At 61.6% G+C, this 18,313-nt stretch carries 19 protein-coding genes; 12 read left to right on the top strand and 7 right to left on the bottom strand.

Annotation, left to right across the window (positions count from 1 at the left end; genetic code table 11):
• The first annotated feature begins 26 nt into the window (after positions 1–26).
• The 4 genes from nuoM to BFP93_RS22060 all read left to right on the top strand — a co-directional run bounded on the left by nuoM (position 27) and on the right by BFP93_RS22060 (position 3,923).
• On the top strand, positions 27–1,559 hold the full coding sequence (nuoM, locus tag BFP93_RS22075) for an NADH-quinone oxidoreductase subunit M (protein ID WP_065884948.1): 1,533 nt from the start codon (positions 27–29) through the stop codon (positions 1,557–1,559).
• A gap of 7 nt (positions 1,560–1,566) precedes the next feature.
• Positions 1,567–3,030, top strand: a complete 1,464-nt coding sequence (nuoN, locus tag BFP93_RS22070; RefSeq protein ID WP_065894934.1) for an NADH-quinone oxidoreductase subunit NuoN — start codon at positions 1,567–1,569, stop codon at positions 3,028–3,030.
• Between the two features lie 238 nt (positions 3,031–3,268).
• Entirely contained in the window at positions 3,269–3,619 is a 351-nt protein-coding gene (locus tag BFP93_RS22065) for a toxin (RefSeq protein ID WP_065894987.1), read from the top strand.
• Positions 3,609–3,923, top strand: a complete 315-nt coding sequence (locus BFP93_RS22060) for a helix-turn-helix domain-containing protein (RefSeq protein WP_065884946.1) — start codon at positions 3,609–3,611, stop codon at positions 3,921–3,923. The genes BFP93_RS22065 and BFP93_RS22060 overlap by 11 nt, the downstream gene beginning before the upstream one ends.
• Positions 3,924–4,150: 227 nt before the next feature.
• On the opposite strand, the gene BFP93_RS22055 is transcribed toward BFP93_RS22060, so the two are convergent.
• Positions 4,151–4,903: an outer membrane beta-barrel protein gene (locus tag BFP93_RS22055; protein WP_065894933.1), complete on the bottom strand. Its 753-nt coding sequence runs from the start codon at positions 4,901–4,903 to the stop codon at positions 4,151–4,153.
• Between the two features lie 250 nt (positions 4,904–5,153).
• Between BFP93_RS22055 and BFP93_RS22050 the strand changes: the two genes are divergently transcribed.
• A complete protein-coding gene (locus BFP93_RS22050) occupies positions 5,154–5,390 on the top strand; it encodes a DUF6555 family protein (RefSeq protein WP_065884944.1) in 237 nt (78 codons plus the stop codon).
• A gap of 29 nt (positions 5,391–5,419) precedes the next feature.
• On the opposite strand, the gene BFP93_RS22045 is transcribed toward BFP93_RS22050, so the two are convergent.
• Positions 5,420–5,614, bottom strand: a complete 195-nt coding sequence (locus BFP93_RS22045) for a DUF6021 family protein (protein WP_065894932.1) — start codon at positions 5,612–5,614, stop codon at positions 5,420–5,422.
• A gap of 14 nt (positions 5,615–5,628) precedes the next feature.
• Positions 5,629–5,808 carry a hypothetical protein gene (locus BFP93_RS22040; protein WP_065894931.1) on the bottom strand — a complete coding sequence of 60 codons (180 nt, stop codon included), beginning with the start codon at positions 5,806–5,808 and terminating at the stop codon, positions 5,629–5,631.
• Between the two features lie 113 nt (positions 5,809–5,921).
• On the opposite strand from BFP93_RS22040, the gene BFP93_RS22035 reads away from it, so the two are divergent.
• Positions 5,922–6,443, top strand: coding sequence for a DUF3087 family protein (locus BFP93_RS22035; protein WP_065894930.1), 522 nt, complete (start codon positions 5,922–5,924; stop codon positions 6,441–6,443).
• A 27-nt stretch (positions 6,444–6,470) separates the two neighbouring features.
• Here the strand turns inward: BFP93_RS22035 and BFP93_RS22030 are convergent, their stop codons facing one another.
• From BFP93_RS22030 to BFP93_RS22020, 3 genes are all read right to left on the bottom strand, one after another.
• Positions 6,471–7,835, bottom strand: a complete 1,365-nt coding sequence (locus BFP93_RS22030; protein WP_065894929.1) for an MFS transporter — start codon at positions 7,833–7,835, stop codon at positions 6,471–6,473.
• Between the two features lie 116 nt (positions 7,836–7,951).
• On the bottom strand, positions 7,952–8,338 hold the full coding sequence (locus BFP93_RS22025; protein WP_130138241.1) for a hypothetical protein: 387 nt from the start codon (positions 8,336–8,338) through the stop codon (positions 7,952–7,954).
• Between the two features lie 80 nt (positions 8,339–8,418).
• Positions 8,419–9,294: a Dyp-type peroxidase gene (locus BFP93_RS22020; protein WP_065894927.1), complete on the bottom strand. Its 876-nt coding sequence runs from the start codon at positions 9,292–9,294 to the stop codon at positions 8,419–8,421.
• 138 nt (positions 9,295–9,432) lie between these two features.
• Between BFP93_RS22020 and BFP93_RS22015 the strand changes: the two genes are divergently transcribed.
• Positions 9,433–11,049 (top strand): NADP-dependent glyceraldehyde-3-phosphate dehydrogenase, encoded by a 1,617-nt coding sequence (locus tag BFP93_RS22015; protein WP_065894926.1) that lies wholly within the window; start codon positions 9,433–9,435, stop codon positions 11,047–11,049.
• Between the two features lie 176 nt (positions 11,050–11,225).
• Positions 11,226–12,287, top strand: a complete 1,062-nt coding sequence (locus tag BFP93_RS22010; protein ID WP_065894925.1) for an FUSC family protein — start codon at positions 11,226–11,228, stop codon at positions 12,285–12,287.
• Positions 12,288–12,454: 167 nt separating this feature from the next.
• Here BFP93_RS22010 and BFP93_RS22005 read toward each other — a convergent pair whose 3' ends face one another.
• Positions 12,455–13,207, bottom strand: a complete 753-nt coding sequence (locus BFP93_RS22005) for a TetR/AcrR family transcriptional regulator (protein WP_065894924.1) — start codon at positions 13,205–13,207, stop codon at positions 12,455–12,457.
• Between the two features lie 355 nt (positions 13,208–13,562).
• On the opposite strand from BFP93_RS22005, the gene BFP93_RS22000 reads away from it, so the two are divergent.
• Genes BFP93_RS22000 through BFP93_RS21985 form a run of 4 tightly spaced genes read left to right on the top strand, consistent with a single transcriptional unit; the run spans position 13,563 to position 18,174 of the window.
• Positions 13,563–14,270, top strand: coding sequence for an ABC transporter ATP-binding protein (locus tag BFP93_RS22000; protein WP_065884933.1), 708 nt, complete (start codon positions 13,563–13,565; stop codon positions 14,268–14,270).
• A complete protein-coding gene (locus tag BFP93_RS21995) occupies positions 14,267–15,466 on the top strand; it encodes an ABC transporter permease (RefSeq protein WP_065894923.1) in 1,200 nt (399 codons plus the stop codon). Before BFP93_RS22000 ends, BFP93_RS21995 begins: the two co-directional genes overlap by 4 nt.
• Positions 15,459–16,937 carry a TolC family protein gene (locus BFP93_RS21990; protein ID WP_065884931.1) on the top strand — a complete coding sequence of 493 codons (1,479 nt, stop codon included), beginning with the start codon at positions 15,459–15,461 and terminating at the stop codon, positions 16,935–16,937. Before BFP93_RS21995 ends, BFP93_RS21990 begins: the two co-directional genes overlap by 8 nt.
• Positions 16,927–18,174 carry an efflux RND transporter periplasmic adaptor subunit gene (locus BFP93_RS21985; protein ID WP_065894922.1) on the top strand — a complete coding sequence of 416 codons (1,248 nt, stop codon included), beginning with the start codon at positions 16,927–16,929 and terminating at the stop codon, positions 18,172–18,174. The genes BFP93_RS21990 and BFP93_RS21985 overlap by 11 nt, the downstream gene beginning before the upstream one ends.
• Positions 18,175–18,313 lie beyond the last annotated feature (139 nt).

Below are 18,313 nucleotides of genomic sequence, written 5' to 3'. Positions count from 1 at the left end.
AACTTGCGAAAGGAAACGAGCCTGTCATGATTCTGCCCTGGCTAATCCTGATCCCCTTTATCGGCGGCCTGCTCTGCTGGATGGGTGAACGCTTCGGCGCCACCCTCCCCCGCTGGATCGCGTTGCTGACCATGTCCCTGGAACTCGCGCTCGGCCTCTGGCTGTGGGCCCATGGCGACTATTCATTCGCTCCGGCACCGGGTGTCGATCCCACCTTCGCGCTTGAATTCAAGCACGTGTGGATCCAGCGCTTCGGCATCAACGTGCACCTGGCGCTGGACGGCCTGTCGCTGTTGATGATCCTGCTGACCGGCCTGCTGGGTATCCTCTCGGTACTCTGCTCGTGGAAAGAGATCCAGCGTCACGTGGGCTTCTTCCACCTGAACCTGATGTGGATCCTGGGCGGCGTTGTCGGCGTGTTCCTGGCGCTGGACCTGTTCATGTTCTTCTTCTTCTGGGAAATGATGCTGGTGCCGATGTACTTCCTCATCGCGCTCTGGGGTCACAGTTCTTCGGACGGCAAGAAAACCCGGATCTACGCGGCGACCAAGTTCTTCATCTTCACCCAGGCCTCCGGCCTGATCATGTTGGTGGCGATCCTGGGCCTGGTCCTGGTCAACTTCAACAGCACCGGCGTGATCACGTTCAACTACGCCGACCTGTTGAAGACCAAGATGTCGCTGACCACCGAGTACGTGCTGATGCTGGGCTTCTTCATCGCGTTCGCGGTGAAGCTGCCGGTGGTGCCGTTCCACTCCTGGTTGCCTGACGCCCACGCCCAGGCGCCGACCGCCGGTTCCGTGGACCTGGCCGGTATCCTGTTGAAGACCGCTGCCTACGGCCTGCTGCGCTTCGCCCTGCCGCTGTTCCCGAATGCCTCGGCCGAATTTGCGCCGATTGCCATGACCCTGGGTCTGATCGGGATCTTCTACGGCGCGTTCCTGGCCTTCGCGCAAACCGACATCAAGCGTCTGATTGCGTTCTCGTCCGTTTCCCACATGGGTTTCGTACTGATCGGCATCTACTCCGGCAGCCAGCTGGCGTTGCAAGGTGCGGTGATCCAGATGTTGGCCCACGGTGTGTCGGCCGCTGCACTCTTTATCCTGAGTGGTCAGCTGTACGAGCGCCTGCACACCCGTGACATGCGTGAGATGGGTGGCGTGTGGTCGCGCATCGCTTACCTGCCGGCCATCAGCCTGTTCTTCGCCGCTGCGTCCCTGGGCCTGCCGGGTACCGGTAACTTCATCGGCGAGTTCCTGATCCTGATGGGGGCCTTCGTGCAGACGCCGTGGATCAGTGCCATTGCTACCTCCGGCCTGGTGTTCGGTTCGGTCTACTCGCTGATCATGATCCACCGCGCCTACTTCGGCCCGGCCAAGTCCGACACCGTCCTGCAAGGGATGGATGCGCGCGAACTGATCATGGTGCTCGGCCTTGCGGTGCTGCTGATCTACATCGGCGTATACCCGCAGCCGTTCCTGGACACGTCCGCCGCCACGATGCATGGCGTGCAGCAGTGGTTCGGCACCGCCTTCTCTCAACTCGCTTCGGCCCGGTAAGAGCGCTATGGAATTCACGATCCAACACTTTATCGCGCTTGCGCCGCTGCTGATCACCAGCCTCACCATTGTGGTGGTGATGCTGGCGATCGCCTGGCGCCGCAATCATTCGCAAACGTTCCTGCTGTCCTGTGCCGGTTTGAACCTGGCCCTGCTGTCGATCATCCCGGCCCTCAAGGTCGCGCCACTGGCGGTCACGCCATTGATGATGGTCGATGACTTCGCCCTGCTGTACATCGCCCTGATCCTGGTGGCGACCCTGGCCTGTGTCACGCTCGCCCATGCCTACCTCGGCGAAGGCGCCGCCGGCTACCCGGGCAACAAGGAAGAGCTGTACCTGCTGATCCTGCTGGCCGCGGCCGGTGGCATCGTGCTGGTCAGCGCACAGCACCTGGCCGGCCTGTTCATCGGCCTGGAACTGCTGTCGATCCCGACCTACGGCCTGGTGGCGTATGCCTTCTTCAGCAAGCGCTCCCTGGAAGCCGGCATTAAATACATGGTGCTGTCGGCCGCCGGTTCCGCGTTCCTGTTGTTCGGCATGGCCCTGCTCTACGCCGAAGCCGGCAGCCTGAGCTTCACCGGTATCGGCCACGCCCTGGCCGCCACCAACAGACCGGCGCCGATTGCCCAACTGGGCCTGGCGATGATGCTGATCGGCCTGGCGTTCAAGCTGTCGCTGGTGCCCTTCCACCTGTGGACCCCGGACGTGTACGAAGGCGCCCCGGCGCCGGTGGCCGCGTTCCTGGCCACGGCGTCCAAGGTTGCCGTGTTTGCAGTGATGGTGCGTCTGTTCCAAATCTCGCCTGCGGCCAACACTGGCGTGCTGAGCAACGTGCTGACCGTGATCGCCATTGCGTCGATCCTGTTCGGCAACCTGCTGGCGCTGACCCAGAACAACCTCAAGCGTCTGCTGGGTTATTCGTCCATCGCCCACTTCGGCTACCTGCTGATCGCCCTGGTGGCGAGCAAAGGCCTGGCCGTGGAAGCCATCGGCGTGTACCTGGTCACTTACGTGATCACCAGCCTCGGCGCATTCGGTGTGATCACGCTGATGTCCTCGCCGTACAAAGGCCGTGATGCCGACGCCCTGTACGAATACCGCGGCCTGTTCTGGCGCCGTCCGTACCTGACCGCCGTGCTGACCGTGATGATGCTGTCGCTGGCGGGTATCCCGCTGACGGCCGGCTTTATCGGCAAGTTCTACATCGTCGCCACCGGCGTCGAGGCCCACGAGTGGTGGCTGGTTGCGTCCTTGGTGCTGGGCTCCGCCATCGGCGTGTTCTATTACCTGCGCGTGATGGTCACCCTGTACCTGATCGAGCCGAACCTGCGCCGTGTGGACGCCGAGCTGCATTGGGAACAGAAGGCAGGTGGCGTGATGCTGCTGGCCATCGCCCTGCTCGCGTTCTTCCTGGGCGTGTACCCGCAACCGTTGCTCACCTTGGTGCAGCATGCGGTGCTGGGGGTTTGATTGCTTAGGTTGATGCAGTAAAAAGAACGGCGCCTTTAGGCGCCGTTTTGCATTTCCAAGGCGTGTTTTTCCTCCTTCCCTGCTCGCTGACTTTTCCTTCTTGCTATACCTCTTCCTCTGGCATCTCCCCTGCTGGAAAGGGTTCTATGGTGTTTGCGTTTTAAGAAAGTTCCCACAGCAAGGGCACTTGACCCAAGGCGAGTGGGCCACCAAACTATACGCAGGCTACGTACAGAACATGGATGCTCTATTTATCGAACTGCCGGCCTTCGAGCGGCATCGCAAGGACTATCTGAGTGACGAGCTTTTCCACGGTTTTCAACAGGAGTTGATGAAAAACCCGGAAGCAGGAGATGTGATCGAGGGAACGGGAGGGTTACGCAAGGTTCGCTTCGTCGATGAGCGACGAAACAAAGGTAAACGCGGTGGCCTGCGGGTCATTTACTACTGGTGGTCAGGCGGCACGCAATTCTGGTTATTCACCTTGTACGGCAAGCACGAACAGAGCGACCTGACACCACAACACAAGAAAGCCCTTAAATACATGCTGGACAGGGAAATCAAAGCGAGAACACACAATGAAACGTGAAATTTTTTCCGAACTGGTCGAAGGCTTCGATGCGCTGGCCGAAGAACGCCAGGGCAAGATCACCCTGCGTACTCATAAGGCGCAGCTCAACAAGCTCGACCCCCTCACCGCCGAAGAAGTGGTTGCAGTGCGCCAGCAACTCAACCTCTCGCGGTCGGTATTCGCCATGTACCTGCGTACCAACACCCGCACCCTGGAGAACTGGGAACAAGGCCGGGCCAAGCCCAATGCACAGGCTGTCACGTTGATACGACTGGTGGCGCGTTTTCCCGAAACCGTGGCGCAACTGGCGGCACTGGGCTGACCTGCAAACAGGCTCACATGATCGTTCCCACGCTCTGCGTGGGAATGCCACCCGGGACGCTCCGCGTCCTGCTTTAAGCGCAAGATCCGGCACTTGCGCAAGGGGGGCGCGGAGCGTCACGGGATGCTTTCCCACGCGGAGCGGGGGAACGATCAACTGGGCTGACCTGAAACAGCTGCAAAAAAAACGCCCCGAATGTTCGGGGCGTTTTTTACAGTGCAACAGCGTCAGAACGCGATACCGACCTTCAAACCATACTCATCACGCTTGAGCTTGGTATTGTCGGCTACATAGGAATCATCATCGAGCTTGTATTCGGTGCGGGTGTAGTAAAGGCCCGCCATCACCGGCAGGTTACCCTTCTGGTTCATCAGCAGGCTGACTTCGGCGTAAGGGTTGGTGCGGTCCTTGAGGTCCACGCTGTCGCTGCCGACGCCGTCCACCTTGAGTTTGGCGCGGCCATCAATGGTATGACGGGCGCCGGCTTCAACGCGCAGGGTCATGTCATCGAACTGGTGGTTGTAACCCAGGGCAGCCTTGGCGAACGGCGACTTGTTGGTGAGCTTCAGGTCGTAGCCATTGGTGTCCGGCTCGTAACGCGTCCAGGTGTAGCCACCGCCGACAATCACGTCGACGAAATTGCGCGCATCCAGCGCGGCGCGCCAGCCGAGGTCGAGGTCGGCCTGGCCTTCCTTGAGTTTGTTGTCGCTCTTTTCGCCGTACTTGGCTTCGATACCGGCCTGGTAGATGAAGCCGGATTCGGCAGTGAGCTTATTGCCGAAGTTGTAGAACAGGCCCGCCTCGGGCATGTGGTCCTTGTCGCTTTCGCTACCGCCTTCGAGCTTGAAGTCGTTATAGCTGCCGAGGATCCCGAAGGTGGAAATCGGGTCGGTCGACGGTGCCGCGAACACCACGCCTGGTGCCGCCACCAGGGCCAGCCACGAGGTGTTCTTGAGGAAGTTTCCGAATAGTTTGGACATCGTTTACATCTCCATTTTTTGAGTGGGCAAAGTATTCAGGAATCAGTTCGAACCTTCGCATTTGCAAAAAGTTCGAACGAATGTGCACCAACATGGAGAAAAAACGGTTCAGCGAAGGCTCTAGCTCAAGACTCTTGGCCATTGATGCGGACTGGATGCGTCACTACGCCGCGCGCCCGTGCGAATTGTCATTTTGAATGAACCTTTACGCGCGGCGGCCTATCCATCTATAACAAGACAGGGAGGCAACATGAGTACCGCAAAAATCTACACCATCAACTACCAGCTGCACGGTAAACCCAAGTCTTTTGTAGTGCGCGCCGAGGTGATGAACAGCACCGAAGCCTGGCACTGGGCGGCCGTCGACGCCGACATTGCGCACGTCAGCCGCATCGGCCGCGTGGGGCATGAGCAGGTGAAAAAAACCACTCGGCCCTGGGCGGAAAAATACGGCATCACCGATGTGAGCTGGAACCCTCCAAAATAAACAAAGCCCCGCACATTGCGGGGCCTGGTTTACTTCTTCAAGTCGCCCAACGGATCGTAGGGCGGCTTTTTTTCCGCTTGTTTTGGCTGATCCAGCGGCGCGATGGCCGGGCCAATGGGATCGACCTGCGGGTCAGCCACATCCGGCGAGTCGGGATCGAATCCCAGCTCATCCTTGCCGGTGGCGTGTTCGTCAGAGCGCGGGCCGTTCGGGGGATTGCTCATACAGACCTCCTTGCTTACAGCGGGCGGGCTTTGTCGTGGAGGTTTTCCAGGTCGTGCTCGACCTGCTCCACGTCTTCGTTGTCCTGGCGCTCGGCCGGGTCGTTGGGGCGCAGCGCATCGTTATCGCGCTCCTCTTCACCGGGGGTGCGCTCAGGATTGGGCGTGCCAGGCGGCGGTTGCTTGTATTCGGACATGATGGCTTACCTCATGGTGACTTCAGAATTTAGAGGAAACACCGTTGGCCATCGTTCAACTTGATTGCGTCAAGCATGAGAAGATGCCCTCCCGTGCTGGAGACCTGACCCGAATGTTCGAACTCAAACCCTGTGACCCTGCCCTCTATCGACAACAAACCCGCCGCAGCACGCTGATCGTCGCCGTGGTATTCCTGGCCGTGGCCATGTTGTTGTCGGGCCTGGCGGTGATGCTGTTCGGTGAACCGGGGGGTGATAACGTGCGCTTCAACGTCGGTGGAGTGTTTGCCGGGGTGTTGATCACCGTCGCTCTGGTGCGCGGCCCCTTCTGGCGCCAGGCCTGGCTGGCACCGGCGGTATACGGCTGGCAGCTCAAGCGCAGCCTGATGAGCGTGACCAATGTGATGCACAAGGTCAGCGAACGGGTGCAGGCCGATGACCCGGACGCTATCAACGTGTTGCGCTTCTACCACTTGGCGCTGACACAGATGCATGCACTGGATGCCAACTCCAGCGCCCAGGCGCAACTGGTGGATGAGGTCCAGGCGCACAAAGCCAGGATGCAGGCGTTGGGGATCGATACCGAACAAACCCGCCTCGACCCGGCTTGGCTGGAGAGCCTTAAAAACCGCTGAGCACTGCGTGTGTGCCAGCCACAAGCGCTAAGCCGTTCGTTTATACGGCAGCAAACGCAGCCCACTGGCCACAGCACCGATCAGCGCAAACCCGCACCCCAGCCACAGTGCGCAGGCTGGGCCACTGTCCACGAACAGATGAAAACACAAGGCGACCAACGAGGCGCCCAGTGTCTGGCCCAGCAACCGCGAGATCGCCACGATGCCACTGGCCCCGCCGCTGCGGGCCAGGGGTGCGCTGGTCATCAGCGCCTTGAGATTGGGCGACTGGAAAAAGCCGAAGCCGGCGCCACACAAGGCCATGCGCCAGCCGATGTCGAAGGCCGAGGCATCATTGCTCAAGGTTGCCAGCGCGGCCATGCCGACACTGAGCATCAACAAGCCAATACCGCACAGCAAACCCAGTGACACGCGGTCAGCCAGGCGTCCCGCAACCAGGGCCATGACCGCCACCACGGCAGGCCACGGCGTCATCAGAAAGCCGGTCTGCACCTGGCTGTGGCCCAGCGCCGACTGCAACAGGAACGGCAAGGCGACAAACGCCAGGCCCTGGGCACTGAAGGCACAGATCGCGGTCAGCGATGACAACGCAAACAGCGGGCGCTTGAACAGGTCGATTGCCAGCATCGGCGCCGGATGCCCGGTCTCGCGGCGCAGCAGTAAAGCGCCGAACACCAGCGCCAGCGCGATCAGGCCCAGGGTCAGCGCGCCCTGTGCGCCATGCACGGCGGCGCCCAGACCCAGGACCAGCAAGGCGAACAAGCCGGCACATAACAGCGCCGCCAACCGATCAAACGCGTGCCCGGTGATCGGCAGCGTCGGTAACGAGCGCAGGCCCAGGCCCAGGGCCAGCAGCCCGAGTGGCACATTGATCAGGTACAGCCAATGCCAACTGGCCACTGAGAGAATCGCCGACGCGGCGGTGGGCCCGAGGGTGAACGCCAGCCCCACCACCAGCGAGTTATAGCCCAGGCCACGCCCGAGCATTTTCGCGGGGTAGATATGCCTGAGCAACGCGGTGTTGACGCTCATCAGCGCGGCCGCCCCCAGGCCCTGAGCCACCCGCGCGGCGGTGAGGGTCAGCAGCGAATCGGCAAGCCCGCACAATAACGACGAGACAATGAACAGCAGCAACCCGCCGAGGTATACGCGGCGATGCCCCAGCACATCGCTCAGCGAAGCAAACGGCAGCACGGTTGCAATAATCGCCAACTGATAGGCGTTGACCACCCAGATTACCGAGGCCGAGTCAGTACCGATGCCCTGGGCCAGTGTCGGCAAGGCGGTATTGACGATGGCAGTGTCCAGCGTCGCCATGCCGATGCCCAGGGAAAGGGCAATCACGGCCGGTAAGCGTTTATCGAGGGGCAGCCCATCGGCAACAGGAGACATGAACAATCCGCACAGGTGGCAAGGGTGCCTAGAGTACGGCCAGTGCGGATTTTTTTCAGCGTTCGTTGGCTTGCCTGTCAATCTTTTCATGTTGCCAAGGGCTGGCCCGGCCCGGCTCAATAAGTGATTTGCAGCGTGGTAATGGGCGGGTTCGGGCGGCAACGACAGGCTAACTGATCAGCCGCCATCTTCGGATTCCAGGGGCCGATCACGCCGTCGCGCTTGCCGTTGTCATCCACTGAATCCAGCGCCTTCATGACGTTGTCACGTTTGAGCAGCTCGCGGGCCAGTTGGGTTTCATTATCTTTCTGCGCGTCGCCGGTCAGCGAACGTCCCGCCACTTCACGGATTTTATCCGTGGTTGCGTTCGGGGTCGTCGGGTGCTTGAACGCCTGGAAGTTATCGCCAAATGCCTTGGCCAGGTCCGAGTCCGACATCGATGAGTAATCCTTCGGATTCGGACGCGCCGGTGAAACGTTCACGGAAATGCGTGAGACCATCATGATTGAGTGCTCCTGGAAGTGTGCCGAGGTCGCTGTTAAGTGGCCAGCGTCCTCAGGTCAGTTCCAGGGTTCGCACACCTTCAGAACGGCGTTGCCGGTGTGATCGCACTGAGGTCCAGACACCCTTCCTGCAAGGGCGGGCACCAATAGTAGCCACCGGTCAAGGGTGTGCTGATGCGATACAAACCATCGACAATCCCGTCTTCCAGCCCACTCATGCGGCGCAGTTGCGCTTCGAATGCGTCGAAGGAATGCCCGAACGCGAGAAACATCAGCCCCGCCTGGCCGTTCTCGGCCCATGGCATCGAACGACGCACCACGAACGCCTGCGGGGTGAAGCTTTCCTGGGCGGTGCGCTTGGTGTGGGCGGAATCGGGGGCGTCGTCGAGTTCTTCATTGTCGCCATGGCGACGGCCGATGATGTGGTCGCGCTCCTGGGCCGGTAGCGCGGCGAAACCGTCGAGGTCGTGCTGCCACTGCTGGAGGGCGGCGAAGCTGGCGCCGCTGTGGGTGAAGGCCGCTTCGACGGCCGCGTCATCGTGAGGGTTCTCGGTGCCGTCTTCGTAGTCGGTCAAGTCGAAACCGGTCTTGTAGCGAAAGCCTTCGGTCATCTGTACCAGACGCAACGCCGGCGCCAGGGCTTTTTCGAACGCGCGGCTGCGCAACAGCAATTCCCCCCGGTCCTCGCCATGCAACCATACCCACAGAGCCTGTTGGGTGGACGGGTTGTGCGCGCCCGGGCCGCTGATGGCCGGGAAGCTGCGCAACCCTTCGATGCCTGCGCCCAGCGCGTCTACCAGGGGTTTACCGAAACCGACCACCGCCGCTGAATCCGTCAACTGCACCAGCGCGTCCAGCGCAGCCGGCAAGGCATCCCGGGACTCGAGGGCAAAAAACAGATGGCGTGCCTGCAACGGCACCGGTGTGGCAAGAATGCCCGGCTGGTAGTGACTCATGTGAACTCCTTCAAGAAAGCCGCGCAGTTTATCCCGAAGCACCCGCCATGCGCAGGGGAAAGCGCGCAAGCCTTGCCACAGAGCCCTCGTATGGGTGACTCTCTAGTCAAGATTTGCAACTATTCCAGGGGTAGCGACATGACCACCAGCAACCTGCTCACGCAGCTGTTTCCTGCCTCCACCGCAGAGATTCCCGAACAATTTCGCCTGGCGGCGCCGATTGAACAACGTGATTACCTGGTCGATGGCCAGTTGCGGGTGTGGAACGGCCCGCTGGCCCGCGTGCAAAGCCCTGTGCAACTGGGTGACGAACGCGTGCACATCGGCAGCACGCCGCTGCTGGACGCCGAGACCGCCCTCACCGCCCTCGACGCCGCCGTGCGCGCCTATGACCGGGGCCAGGGCGAGTGGCCAACCCTGCGCGTGGCCGACCGCATCCGGCATGTGGAAGCCTTCCTGCGGCGCATGCGCGAACAGCGCGACGCGGTGGTCAAGCTGCTGATGTGGGAGATCGGCAAGAACCTCAAGGACTCACAGAAAGAGTTCGACCGCACCTGCGACTACATCACCGACACCATCAATGCGCTCAAGGAACTCGACCGCCGCAGCAGTCGCTTCGAGCTGGAGCAGGACACCCTTGGGCAAATCCGCCGCGTGCCCCTGGGCGTGGCGCTGTGCATGGGGCCTTACAACTACCCGCTGAACGAGACGTTCACCACGCTGATCCCGGCGCTGATCATGGGCAACACCGTGGTGTTCAAGCCGGCCAAGCTCGGCGTGCTGTTGATCCGCCCGTTGCTGGAGGCGTTCCGCGACAGCTTCCCGGCCGGGGTGATCAACGTGATCTATGGCAGCGGCCGCGAAACCGTGAGCGCGCTGATGGCCAGCGGCAAGATCGATATCTTTGCGTTCATCGGCACCAACAAGGCCGCCAGCGCCCTGAAAAAATTGCACCCGAAACCCCACCGTCTGCGCGCCGCATTGGGCCTGGATGCGAAAAACCCGGGCATCGTGCTGCCCGAGGTCGATCTCGACAATGCGGTCAGCGAAGCGCTCACCGGCTCGCTGTCGTTCAACGGCCAGCGTTGCACGGCCTTGAAGATCCTGTTTGTGCATGAGGATGTGGTCGACCGTTTTATCGAAAAATTCAACGCCAGGCTGGCGACGCTCAAACCCGGCATGCCCTGGGATGACGGCGTGGCGCTGACCCCGCTGCCGGAAGTGGGCAAGGTGGATTACCTCAACGACCTGGTGGCCGATGCCGCGCAGCACGGCGCCCGGGTGGTGAACGCCGACGGCGGTGCGAGCCGTGGGTCATTCTTCTACCCGGCCGTGCTGTACCCGGTGAACCCGCAGATGCGCGTGTACCACGAAGAACAATTCGGCCCCGTGGTGCCGATCGTGCCCTACCGTGATCTGGAGACGGTGATCGACTACGTACTGGACTCGGACTTCGGCCAGCAATTGAGCCTGTTCGGCACCAACGCCGTGGAGATCGGACGGCTGGTGGATACCTTCGCCAACCAGGTTGGCCGGATCAATATCAACGCCCAGTGCCAGCGCGGGCCGGACACCTTCCCCTTCAACGGGCGCAAGAACTCGGCCGAGGGTACGTTGTCGGTACATGACGCGCTGCGCGTGTTCTCGATCCGCACCCTGGTGGCGACCAAGTTCCAGGAGAGCAACAAGGCGCTGCTCGGCGATATCCTGCGCAACCGTGACTCGAGCTTCATCAGCACCGACTACATCTTCTAAGATCACCTCGGTCAAATAGGTGGGAGGGGGCTTGCCCTGATGCCAGTCAGTTAGGACTTTTGTAGGAGCGAGCTTGCTCGCTCCTACAGACGGCTGTGTACGCTTCACTGACATTAGGGCAATCCCCTCTCACATTCGATCGGTTTGCCCTGACTAATGAGGCCCCCTTAATACCGATGAACCTGCCCATTTTTGCCCGGCGCCTGCTGCGCCCCCTGCTCGACCCTTACCGGCGCTATCGCCACGCCAAGCTGATCCACGCCGTGCGCGTGTCCATTGGCTTACTGGCGACGATCCTGCTGACCACCGGCCTCAACCTGCCCCATGGCGAATGGGCGTCGGTGACCATGCTGATCGTGATCGGCGGTTTGCAGCACCATGGCAATATCGGCAAGAAAGCCGTGGAGCGTGCGTACGGTACGCTGATCGGCGCCAGCGTCGGGTTGCTGCTGGTGGTGCAGAAAGCCTACTTCGGTCAGCCCTTCCTGACGTACCTGCTGATGTCGGCGGTGTGTGGGTTCTTTTCCTACCATGCCATCGGCAAGGGCGGCTATATCGCGCTGCTGTCGGCGATCACGGTGTTTATCGTGGCCGGGCACGGCGACAACCCGATCTCGGATGGCCTGTGGCGCACCGTCGACATCCTGATCGGCATCGCACTGGCCCTGGCGTTTTCCTTCGCCCTGCCGCTGTACGCGGTGTACTCGTGGCGCTACAACCTGGCCAGCGCCCTGCGCGATTGTGCGGCGATCTACAGCCGCATCATCAATGGCCAATCCGTCACCGACGATGAGCACCTCAAGCTGCTCAACCGCTTGAACGCGGCGATGCTGCAACTGCGCTCGCTGATGCCGTCGGTGTCCAAGGAAGTGCGGATCTCAATGACCGAGCTGGACAAACTCCAGCGGCACCTGCGCATGTGCATCAGCACCCTGGAAATTCTTGGCAATACCCGACCGGACCCACGCGATGAACACGCCAGCGCACGCATGCGCATGACGCTCAAGGCCGAGCACCGGCAGATCCGCGTTCAGTTGGTAGGCATGGCACGGGCGTTGAAATCAGGCGTCACGGAGCGTCTGGACCGCCCTCAACACACCAATGTTGTCCAGACACCATTGGATGCTCCCGTGTACAGTGCGCTTGACGGTTATCGATTGTTGACCGTGCAACTGGCGGCCAATGTGGATCAGATGCGGCAGCGACTGGCGAAAAGTGCCCCTCGCTGGAAAATTTAGCGTTCGTTATGGGCGTCAGTTTGTCTGCGTTAACGTATTCATACTTTCTCTTACATATTTTTCACGTTTTATTCACAAGCCAGGACGTAGTGTGAAGCCTCATCCGTTACAAACGTTGCATATCAAGCCCGCCGCCCCAGCGGGCTTTTTTTTGCCCTGGATTTGGCTTAGCGCGCAACCTTGGCGGCGGGTGCATTCGCCTGCTCACGAATCGCCCGCTGGGTCTCCAGCACTTTGGCCAACGCTATCTCGGCCTCGGCGCTTTGCTGCGGCACCCGAATCGCCGCCGACACCAGGGTAATCAGCTTGGCCATCACCTCGGCGTCCGTGGCCGGGCGGCCCAGGCTCATGGAGTTCATCAGCAGGCGCAATTCGGTGCCGGCCATCACCCCGGAAATCGCCTTGAGGGCAAATTGCAGGCGCACACCCAATTCGTTGCGCGGCAGGTCCGGCAGCGCCAGGGCAAACGCTTCGAAGAAACGCTGGAACACCGGCTGGTAATGGACCTTGAGGTATTCCTGGATAAAGGGCGAGGTGTCGCTATAGACCCGGCCCAGGAAGCGAATGAATGAACGCCCTTCCCCGCTGGCGGGATCGCTGCGCTCCATCCCCATGGCGGGGGCGAACAGCACACCGAGCAGCGTGTCGCAGTCGAGCGGGCCGTCAGCTTGGGCTTCACAACGCGCCAGCAACTCCAGGCGCTGCTCATTGAGCGGCTCGAGGCGCTGCATCAGCAGGGTTTTCATCAGGGAATCCTTGTCCCCGAAGTGGTAATTCACCGCAGCCAGGTTGACTTGGGCACGCTCGGTAATCTGCCGTAATAAAACGGCGTCATATCCGTACTTAATAAAGAGCGCCTCTGTCGCATCCAGCAGTCGAGTCTTGGTAATGTTTGGAGCGCTGAGTTTCTTCGCAGCCATAAGGGTTCCACGGGGGGGAAATATTGTTTTAAAAAATATTTTGATTTTTTATACCGGGGCCTTCGTTCGAAAGCAAGTAATGACACGGTGCCATATGCTCGAAAGCCTCCGCATCCGGCAATGTCGAGAGTTTCCTGCAGCTTTTTGCACACCGCGCAAAGGGTTTAAAGCGCTTGTTTCAACGCAGCAAACCGCTCTAAATCCACCGCTGGCGAAGCGCAATGAACGCGGTTACTATTCAAACAATCTTTTAAAAACAAGAAAATAATCAGTTCCCGACGGGCACTGGCAGCTTCCCAGGTTGTTACAAAGATTTACGGGAAAGCACCGCACCGTTGAGACGGCAGGCGTAGTCATGATCACAGAGCCCTCCGCGCACCCCCACCTGATTTCCCTGCAGGGCATCGGCAAAAGCTATCAGCTTGCCGGGCAACACTTGTCCATTCTGAATGACGTGTGCCTGTCCATCGCCAGCGGGGACAGCTGCGGCATTCTCGGCGCGTCCGGCTCCGGCAAAAGCACCCTGCTCAATATCCTCGGGCTGCTGGACCTGCCCAACTGCGGCCAGTACCGCTTCGCCGGTCACGATATTTTCAACAGCAGTCCCGATGAACTGGCGGCGATCCGCAACCAGCAGATCGGTTTCGTGTTCCAGAGCTTCAACCTGCTGCCGCGCCTCAGCGCTCTGGACAACGTCGCCCTGCCCCTCAGTTACCGTGGCGTATCCCGCCATGAATCGGTGGAACAGGCTTTGCGCATGCTTGATCAGGTCGGCCTGGCCGAGCGCGCTCACCACCGCCCGGCCGACCTGTCCGGCGGCCAGCGCCAGCGTGTCGCCATCGCGCGGGCGCTGGTCGGCAAGCCCTCGGTAATCCTCGCCGACGAACCCACCGGCAACCTCGACAGCAGCACCGCCCAGGACATCATGGACCTGCTTCTGGCGCTCAATCGCGAGCAACAGGTGACGCTGATCATCGTCACCCACGATGCGCACATCGCCGAGCGGCTGGAGCGCAAGATCCTGGTGCGCAACGGCGTGGTGCACGAGGCCGAGCGCCTATGAGCCTGCGGGTCGAACAGAGTCTGAGCCAACTGCTGCATGAAGCGTTTATCAGCCTGCGTACCCTGGGCAAACGCTCGGTGCTGGCGCTGCTGGGTATCGTGATCGGCAGTTCGTCGGTGGTCGCCTTGATCAATATCGGCCATAACGCTGCGGTGGATGCCGCCATGATTTTCAAGGACATGGGCACCGACACCCTGGTCGTCCAGTTCCCGCCCAAAGGCAGCGCCAATGTGCCGATGCACACCCGGCTCGACCTGGGCGCGGTGCGCCAGGCCGTACCGGGCATTGCGCACATCGGCGCGCTCAGCCTGTTCAGCGGGCCCATTGTGTTCCATGGGCGCACCGCCAATGCCAACTTCGTCGGCAGCACCCCGGATGTGCAGGCCGCCATGCGCCTGGCGGTGCGTGAAGGGCGTTTCCTGTCGGCCTTCGATGCCAACCAGACCTATGCGGTGATCGGTGACCAGGTCGCCCAGGCCCTCGGCGTACCAGGAGAACCGCTCAAAACGGGCGACCGTGTGCGCATCAACGACTACCTGTTCCTGATCATCGGCATTCTGCAAAACCAGCCACGCGCGATGCTGATGCCGGTGCAAGCCAATGAATCGCTGTTCATTCCCGCCGAGGGCATGCGGCGTATCTTTGCCAACCCGCAGATCAACAACCTGATCATCCGTGCCCGGCCAGGCCAGGATATGGAACGTGTGGCACGGGACGCCGCCGCCGCGTTGCAACCGCAACTGACCGAGCACAACGTCGACATCACGGTACCCCAGCAAATGATCGATGGCATGACCCGCCAAAGCCGCACCTTCGCGTACCTGCTGCTGGCCCTCGGCGCGATTTCCCTGGTGGGCGGCGGTGTGGGGGTGATGAATGTGATGCTGATGAACGTGTCCGAGCGCCGTCGCGAGATCGGCATTCGCATGGCCCTGGGCGCTCGGCAACGGGATATCCGCAACCTGTTCCTGCTCGAAGCCGTCACCTTGACCGCCGTCGGCGCGCTGTGCGGCGCGGTGCTCGGCATGAGCGCCGCCTGGTTCTACGCCTGGCTGTCGGGCTGGGTATTTTCCCTGGCGGTGGCCGCCCTGCCCCTGGGCGTGGGCAGCACATTGCTGGTGGGGTTGTTCTTTGGCATCTACCCGGCGGTCTCGGCCTCACGCCTGCAGCCGGTGGAGGCCTTGCGCGATGAGTAAATGGTTACTGCTGCTGGCGCTGCTCAGCCTGCCCGCCGGGGCCGCCGAGGTGGTGATCAAACCCTCGGCGCCCAGCACCACCCGCAGCGGCTATGATCGCGGCGTGTCGCTGAACGCCCAGGTGACCACCCTGACTCTGGGCGACGCCGTGTACCTGGGCCTGCGCAACAACCCGGCGATCCGCAGCGCCTACCTGCAGCGGGTCGCGCAGAAGTTCGACCTGCGGGTCGCCGAAGACGTGTTCAACCCCAAGCTCACCCTCAACAGTTACTACCGGGGCACACGCGGTTCCCAGGACAGCGCGCGCAACGCCAACCTGGCGCCGTCCACCAGCCTGCTCGGCGAATACGGCACCCGCCTGAGCATGGCCTGGACCCAGCAACTGAACAACGCCGACCGTGCCGGCCGATACCGCAGCGACGGCCTTGACCTGGCCATCATCCAGCCGCTGATGCGTGGCGCCGGCTGGGACGCCACCACCGCGCCGCTGCGCCTGTCGCGCCTGGCGGAACAGGCCAACCGTCTCAACCTCAAGGCCACCGTGGCACAAACCATCAGCCAGATCATCGCCACCTACCGCGAGTTGCTGCGGGCACAGGAGCAACAGGTGATCGTGCAGGACGCGCTCAAGCGCTCCAACACCTTGCTGGAGGTGAACAAGGCGTTGATCAGTGCCGGGCGCATGGCCGAATTCGAGATCGTGCAGACCGAAGCCGACATCGCCACCCAGCAATTGGGCGTGGAGGAAGCGCAGAACCAGCTCGATACCAGTCGCCTGGCCCTGCTGCGCCTGCTGGCCCTGGACCTGTCCACACCGATTCGCGCCACCGAAGCGCTGGAAGCCCGGCCCATGGAAATCGACAAGCGCCAGGCGTTCAACCTCGCGCAAACCCAGCAACCGGAATACCTTGCGGCCCTGCTCGGCAGCCAGCGGGCCGACCTCAATCTGGTGATCGCCAAGGATTCGGGACGCTGGCAAGTGGACCTGGTGGCGGGCGCGAACCAGGTGCGCGACGCCAACGACAGCGATAATGGCCGCACCCATAACCGCAACTGGGACAGCTACGCCGGCGTGCAGGTGCAGATCCCCATCGGCGATATCAGCACGCGCCAGGCCGAAGTCAGAGCCCGGGTGGATGTCGAGGACCAGGAAATCCGTATCACCGACGCCCGCCAGGAACTCGAGCGCAGCGTCAACGATGTGGTGCGCGACCTTGGCACCCGCTGGCGCCAGTACGAGATCGCCCAGCGCGCCGTGGACCTGTCGCGGCGCAAGATCGAGATTGAACGGGAAAAACTCAGCGCCGGGCGCTCCACCAACTTCCAGGTGCTGAGTTTCGAAACTGACCTGCGCAACGCCGAAAACGCGCGGCTCAACGCGCTGATCGCTTATTTGAACGCTCAGACCCAGCTGGACTTGACGCTGGGCATGACCCTGGAGAGTTGGGAAATCGCCCTCAATGACTACTAATCGCAAACGCCTGCTGGGCGCGGTATTGATCCTGCTGGTGGCAGGCCTCGGGCTGGCCCTGCGCCCCTCGGCCGAAAGTCCGGCCGCCACCGGTGACCAGTGGCTGGCGGTGAAACCCGACCCGCTGGTGCATCAGATCGGCCTGGTGGGCAAGATCGAGCCCGACACCACCGTCACCCTCACCGCACCGTTCGACGGCAATGTACTGGTCAATCTGGTGGAGCAAGGCCAGCGCGTCGAGGCCGGCCAGGTGCTGTTGCGCATGGACCCGGCCACCCTCGAAGTGCAACTGCGCGACGCCCTATCGGCTCAGCTCAAGGCGCGACGCACCGTGCAGGAAATGCAGGACTGGGACAGCAGCGCCGCCGTCAGCCGCGCCCGGCGCAGCCTGCGCACTGCAGAAATGAACGCCGGCAACACCCGGCGCAAGCTCACCGAAAGCGAAAACCTGTTCAAGCGCGGCATCATTCCGCGCAACGAACTCGACGACCTCAAGCAACAGACCCAGCAGCAGCAACTGGACCTGGCAGCGGCGCGCAGTGAACTGCAACAGGCGCTGGAACAGGGCAAGGGCGAATACCGACAGATCGCCGATATGGAGCTGACCAACGCCACGGTCAAATACGACGCCCTGCACAAGCTGCTCGAAGGCAAGGAGGTCAAGGCGCCCTTCTCCGGCATCGTCGTGCCCGCACCCGGCAACAGCACGGCCTCCCCAAGCGGCGCCAGCAACAACGCACCGGTACAAGCCGGCAGCAAGGTCAGCCAAGGCCAGGTGTTGTTTGGCCTGGCCAATATCGAACGCTTGAAAATCGTCGCCAAGGTCTCCGAACTGGACATCAATCAACTGCACCAGGGCCAGGCGGTGGAGGTGATGGGGGATGGTTTTGACGGTGAGCGGCTGACCGGTTCGGTGAGCGTGGTCAGCGGCCTGGCAATCGCCAATGACAGCCAGGGCAGCGCGCAATTTCCGGTAACGTTGTCGATCCCCAGCCTCACGGCGCAGCAATTGCAGCAAGTGCGCCTGGGAATGAGCGCGCGGTTGACCATTGTGACGTACAACAATGCGCAGGCGATTGTGGTGCCAAGCGAGGCGATCCAGGCGGACAACATCGTCGAGTACCGTGCGGCGATGGACCAGCCGGTGGAACGGGTGAAGGTGACAACCGGGCAATCGACGCCCCAGGGCGTTGAAGTGTTTGGCCTCAAGCCCGGACTGGTGAAAATCTCAAAATAAATGCAGATCCAAATGTGGGAGGGGGCAGGCTCTGATGCCAGTCTGTAGGAGCGAGCTTGCTCGCGAAAAACTCACAGGCACCGCGTTCATTCAGGAAGCACGCGTTATCGTTGATGTTTTTCGCGAGCAAGCTCGCTCC

Origin of the sequence: Pseudomonas sp. 44 R 15 (assembly GCF_900004965.1) — a bacterium.
Lineage (GTDB): Bacteria > Pseudomonadota > Gammaproteobacteria > Pseudomonadales > Pseudomonadaceae > Aquipseudomonas > Aquipseudomonas orientalis_A.
The sequence above is the reverse complement of the archived record's forward strand: the minus strand, read 5'-3'. Positions and strand labels throughout refer to the sequence as shown.

What these genes read in the sequence shown, in the direction of transcription:
- BFP93_RS22020 (WP_065894927.1), bottom strand. Translation starts at nt 9,294, where the DNA reads ATGAGTCACTACCAGCCGGGCATTCTTGCCACACCGGTGCCGTTGCAG.
- nuoM (WP_065884948.1), top strand. Translation starts at nt 27, where the DNA reads ATGATTCTGCCCTGGCTAATCCTGATCCCCTTTATCGGCGGCCTGCTC.
- BFP93_RS22030 (WP_065894929.1), bottom strand. Translation starts at nt 7,835, where the DNA reads ATGTCTCCTGTTGCCGATGGGCTGCCCCTCGATAAACGCTTACCGGCC.
- BFP93_RS22000 (WP_065884933.1), top strand. Translation starts at nt 13,563, where the DNA reads ATGATCACAGAGCCCTCCGCGCACCCCCACCTGATTTCCCTGCAGGGC.
- BFP93_RS22005 (WP_065894924.1), bottom strand. Translation starts at nt 13,207, where the DNA reads ATGGCTGCGAAGAAACTCAGCGCTCCAAACATTACCAAGACTCGACTG.
- BFP93_RS22065 (WP_065894987.1), top strand. Translation starts at nt 3,269, where the DNA reads ATGGATGCTCTATTTATCGAACTGCCGGCCTTCGAGCGGCATCGCAAG.
- nuoN (WP_065894934.1), top strand. Translation starts at nt 1,567, where the DNA reads ATGGAATTCACGATCCAACACTTTATCGCGCTTGCGCCGCTGCTGATC.
- BFP93_RS22060 (WP_065884946.1), top strand. Translation starts at nt 3,609, where the DNA reads ATGAAACGTGAAATTTTTTCCGAACTGGTCGAAGGCTTCGATGCGCTG.
- BFP93_RS21995 (WP_065894923.1), top strand. Translation starts at nt 14,267, where the DNA reads ATGAGCCTGCGGGTCGAACAGAGTCTGAGCCAACTGCTGCATGAAGCG.
- BFP93_RS22045 (WP_065894932.1), bottom strand. Translation starts at nt 5,614, where the DNA reads ATGAGCAATCCCCCGAACGGCCCGCGCTCTGACGAACACGCCACCGGC.
- BFP93_RS21985 (WP_065894922.1), top strand. Translation starts at nt 16,927, where the DNA reads ATGACTACTAATCGCAAACGCCTGCTGGGCGCGGTATTGATCCTGCTG.
- BFP93_RS21990 (WP_065884931.1), top strand. Translation starts at nt 15,459, where the DNA reads ATGAGTAAATGGTTACTGCTGCTGGCGCTGCTCAGCCTGCCCGCCGGG.
- BFP93_RS22050 (WP_065884944.1), top strand. Translation starts at nt 5,154, where the DNA reads ATGAGTACCGCAAAAATCTACACCATCAACTACCAGCTGCACGGTAAA.
- BFP93_RS22040 (WP_065894931.1), bottom strand. Translation starts at nt 5,808, where the DNA reads ATGTCCGAATACAAGCAACCGCCGCCTGGCACGCCCAATCCTGAGCGC.
- BFP93_RS22055 (WP_065894933.1), bottom strand. Translation starts at nt 4,903, where the DNA reads ATGTCCAAACTATTCGGAAACTTCCTCAAGAACACCTCGTGGCTGGCC.
- BFP93_RS22010 (WP_065894925.1), top strand. Translation starts at nt 11,226, where the DNA reads ATGAACCTGCCCATTTTTGCCCGGCGCCTGCTGCGCCCCCTGCTCGAC.
- BFP93_RS22025 (WP_130138241.1), bottom strand. Translation starts at nt 8,338, where the DNA reads ATGATGGTCTCACGCATTTCCGTGAACGTTTCACCGGCGCGTCCGAAT.
- BFP93_RS22035 (WP_065894930.1), top strand. Translation starts at nt 5,922, where the DNA reads ATGTTCGAACTCAAACCCTGTGACCCTGCCCTCTATCGACAACAAACC.
- BFP93_RS22015 (WP_065894926.1), top strand. Translation starts at nt 9,433, where the DNA reads ATGACCACCAGCAACCTGCTCACGCAGCTGTTTCCTGCCTCCACCGCA.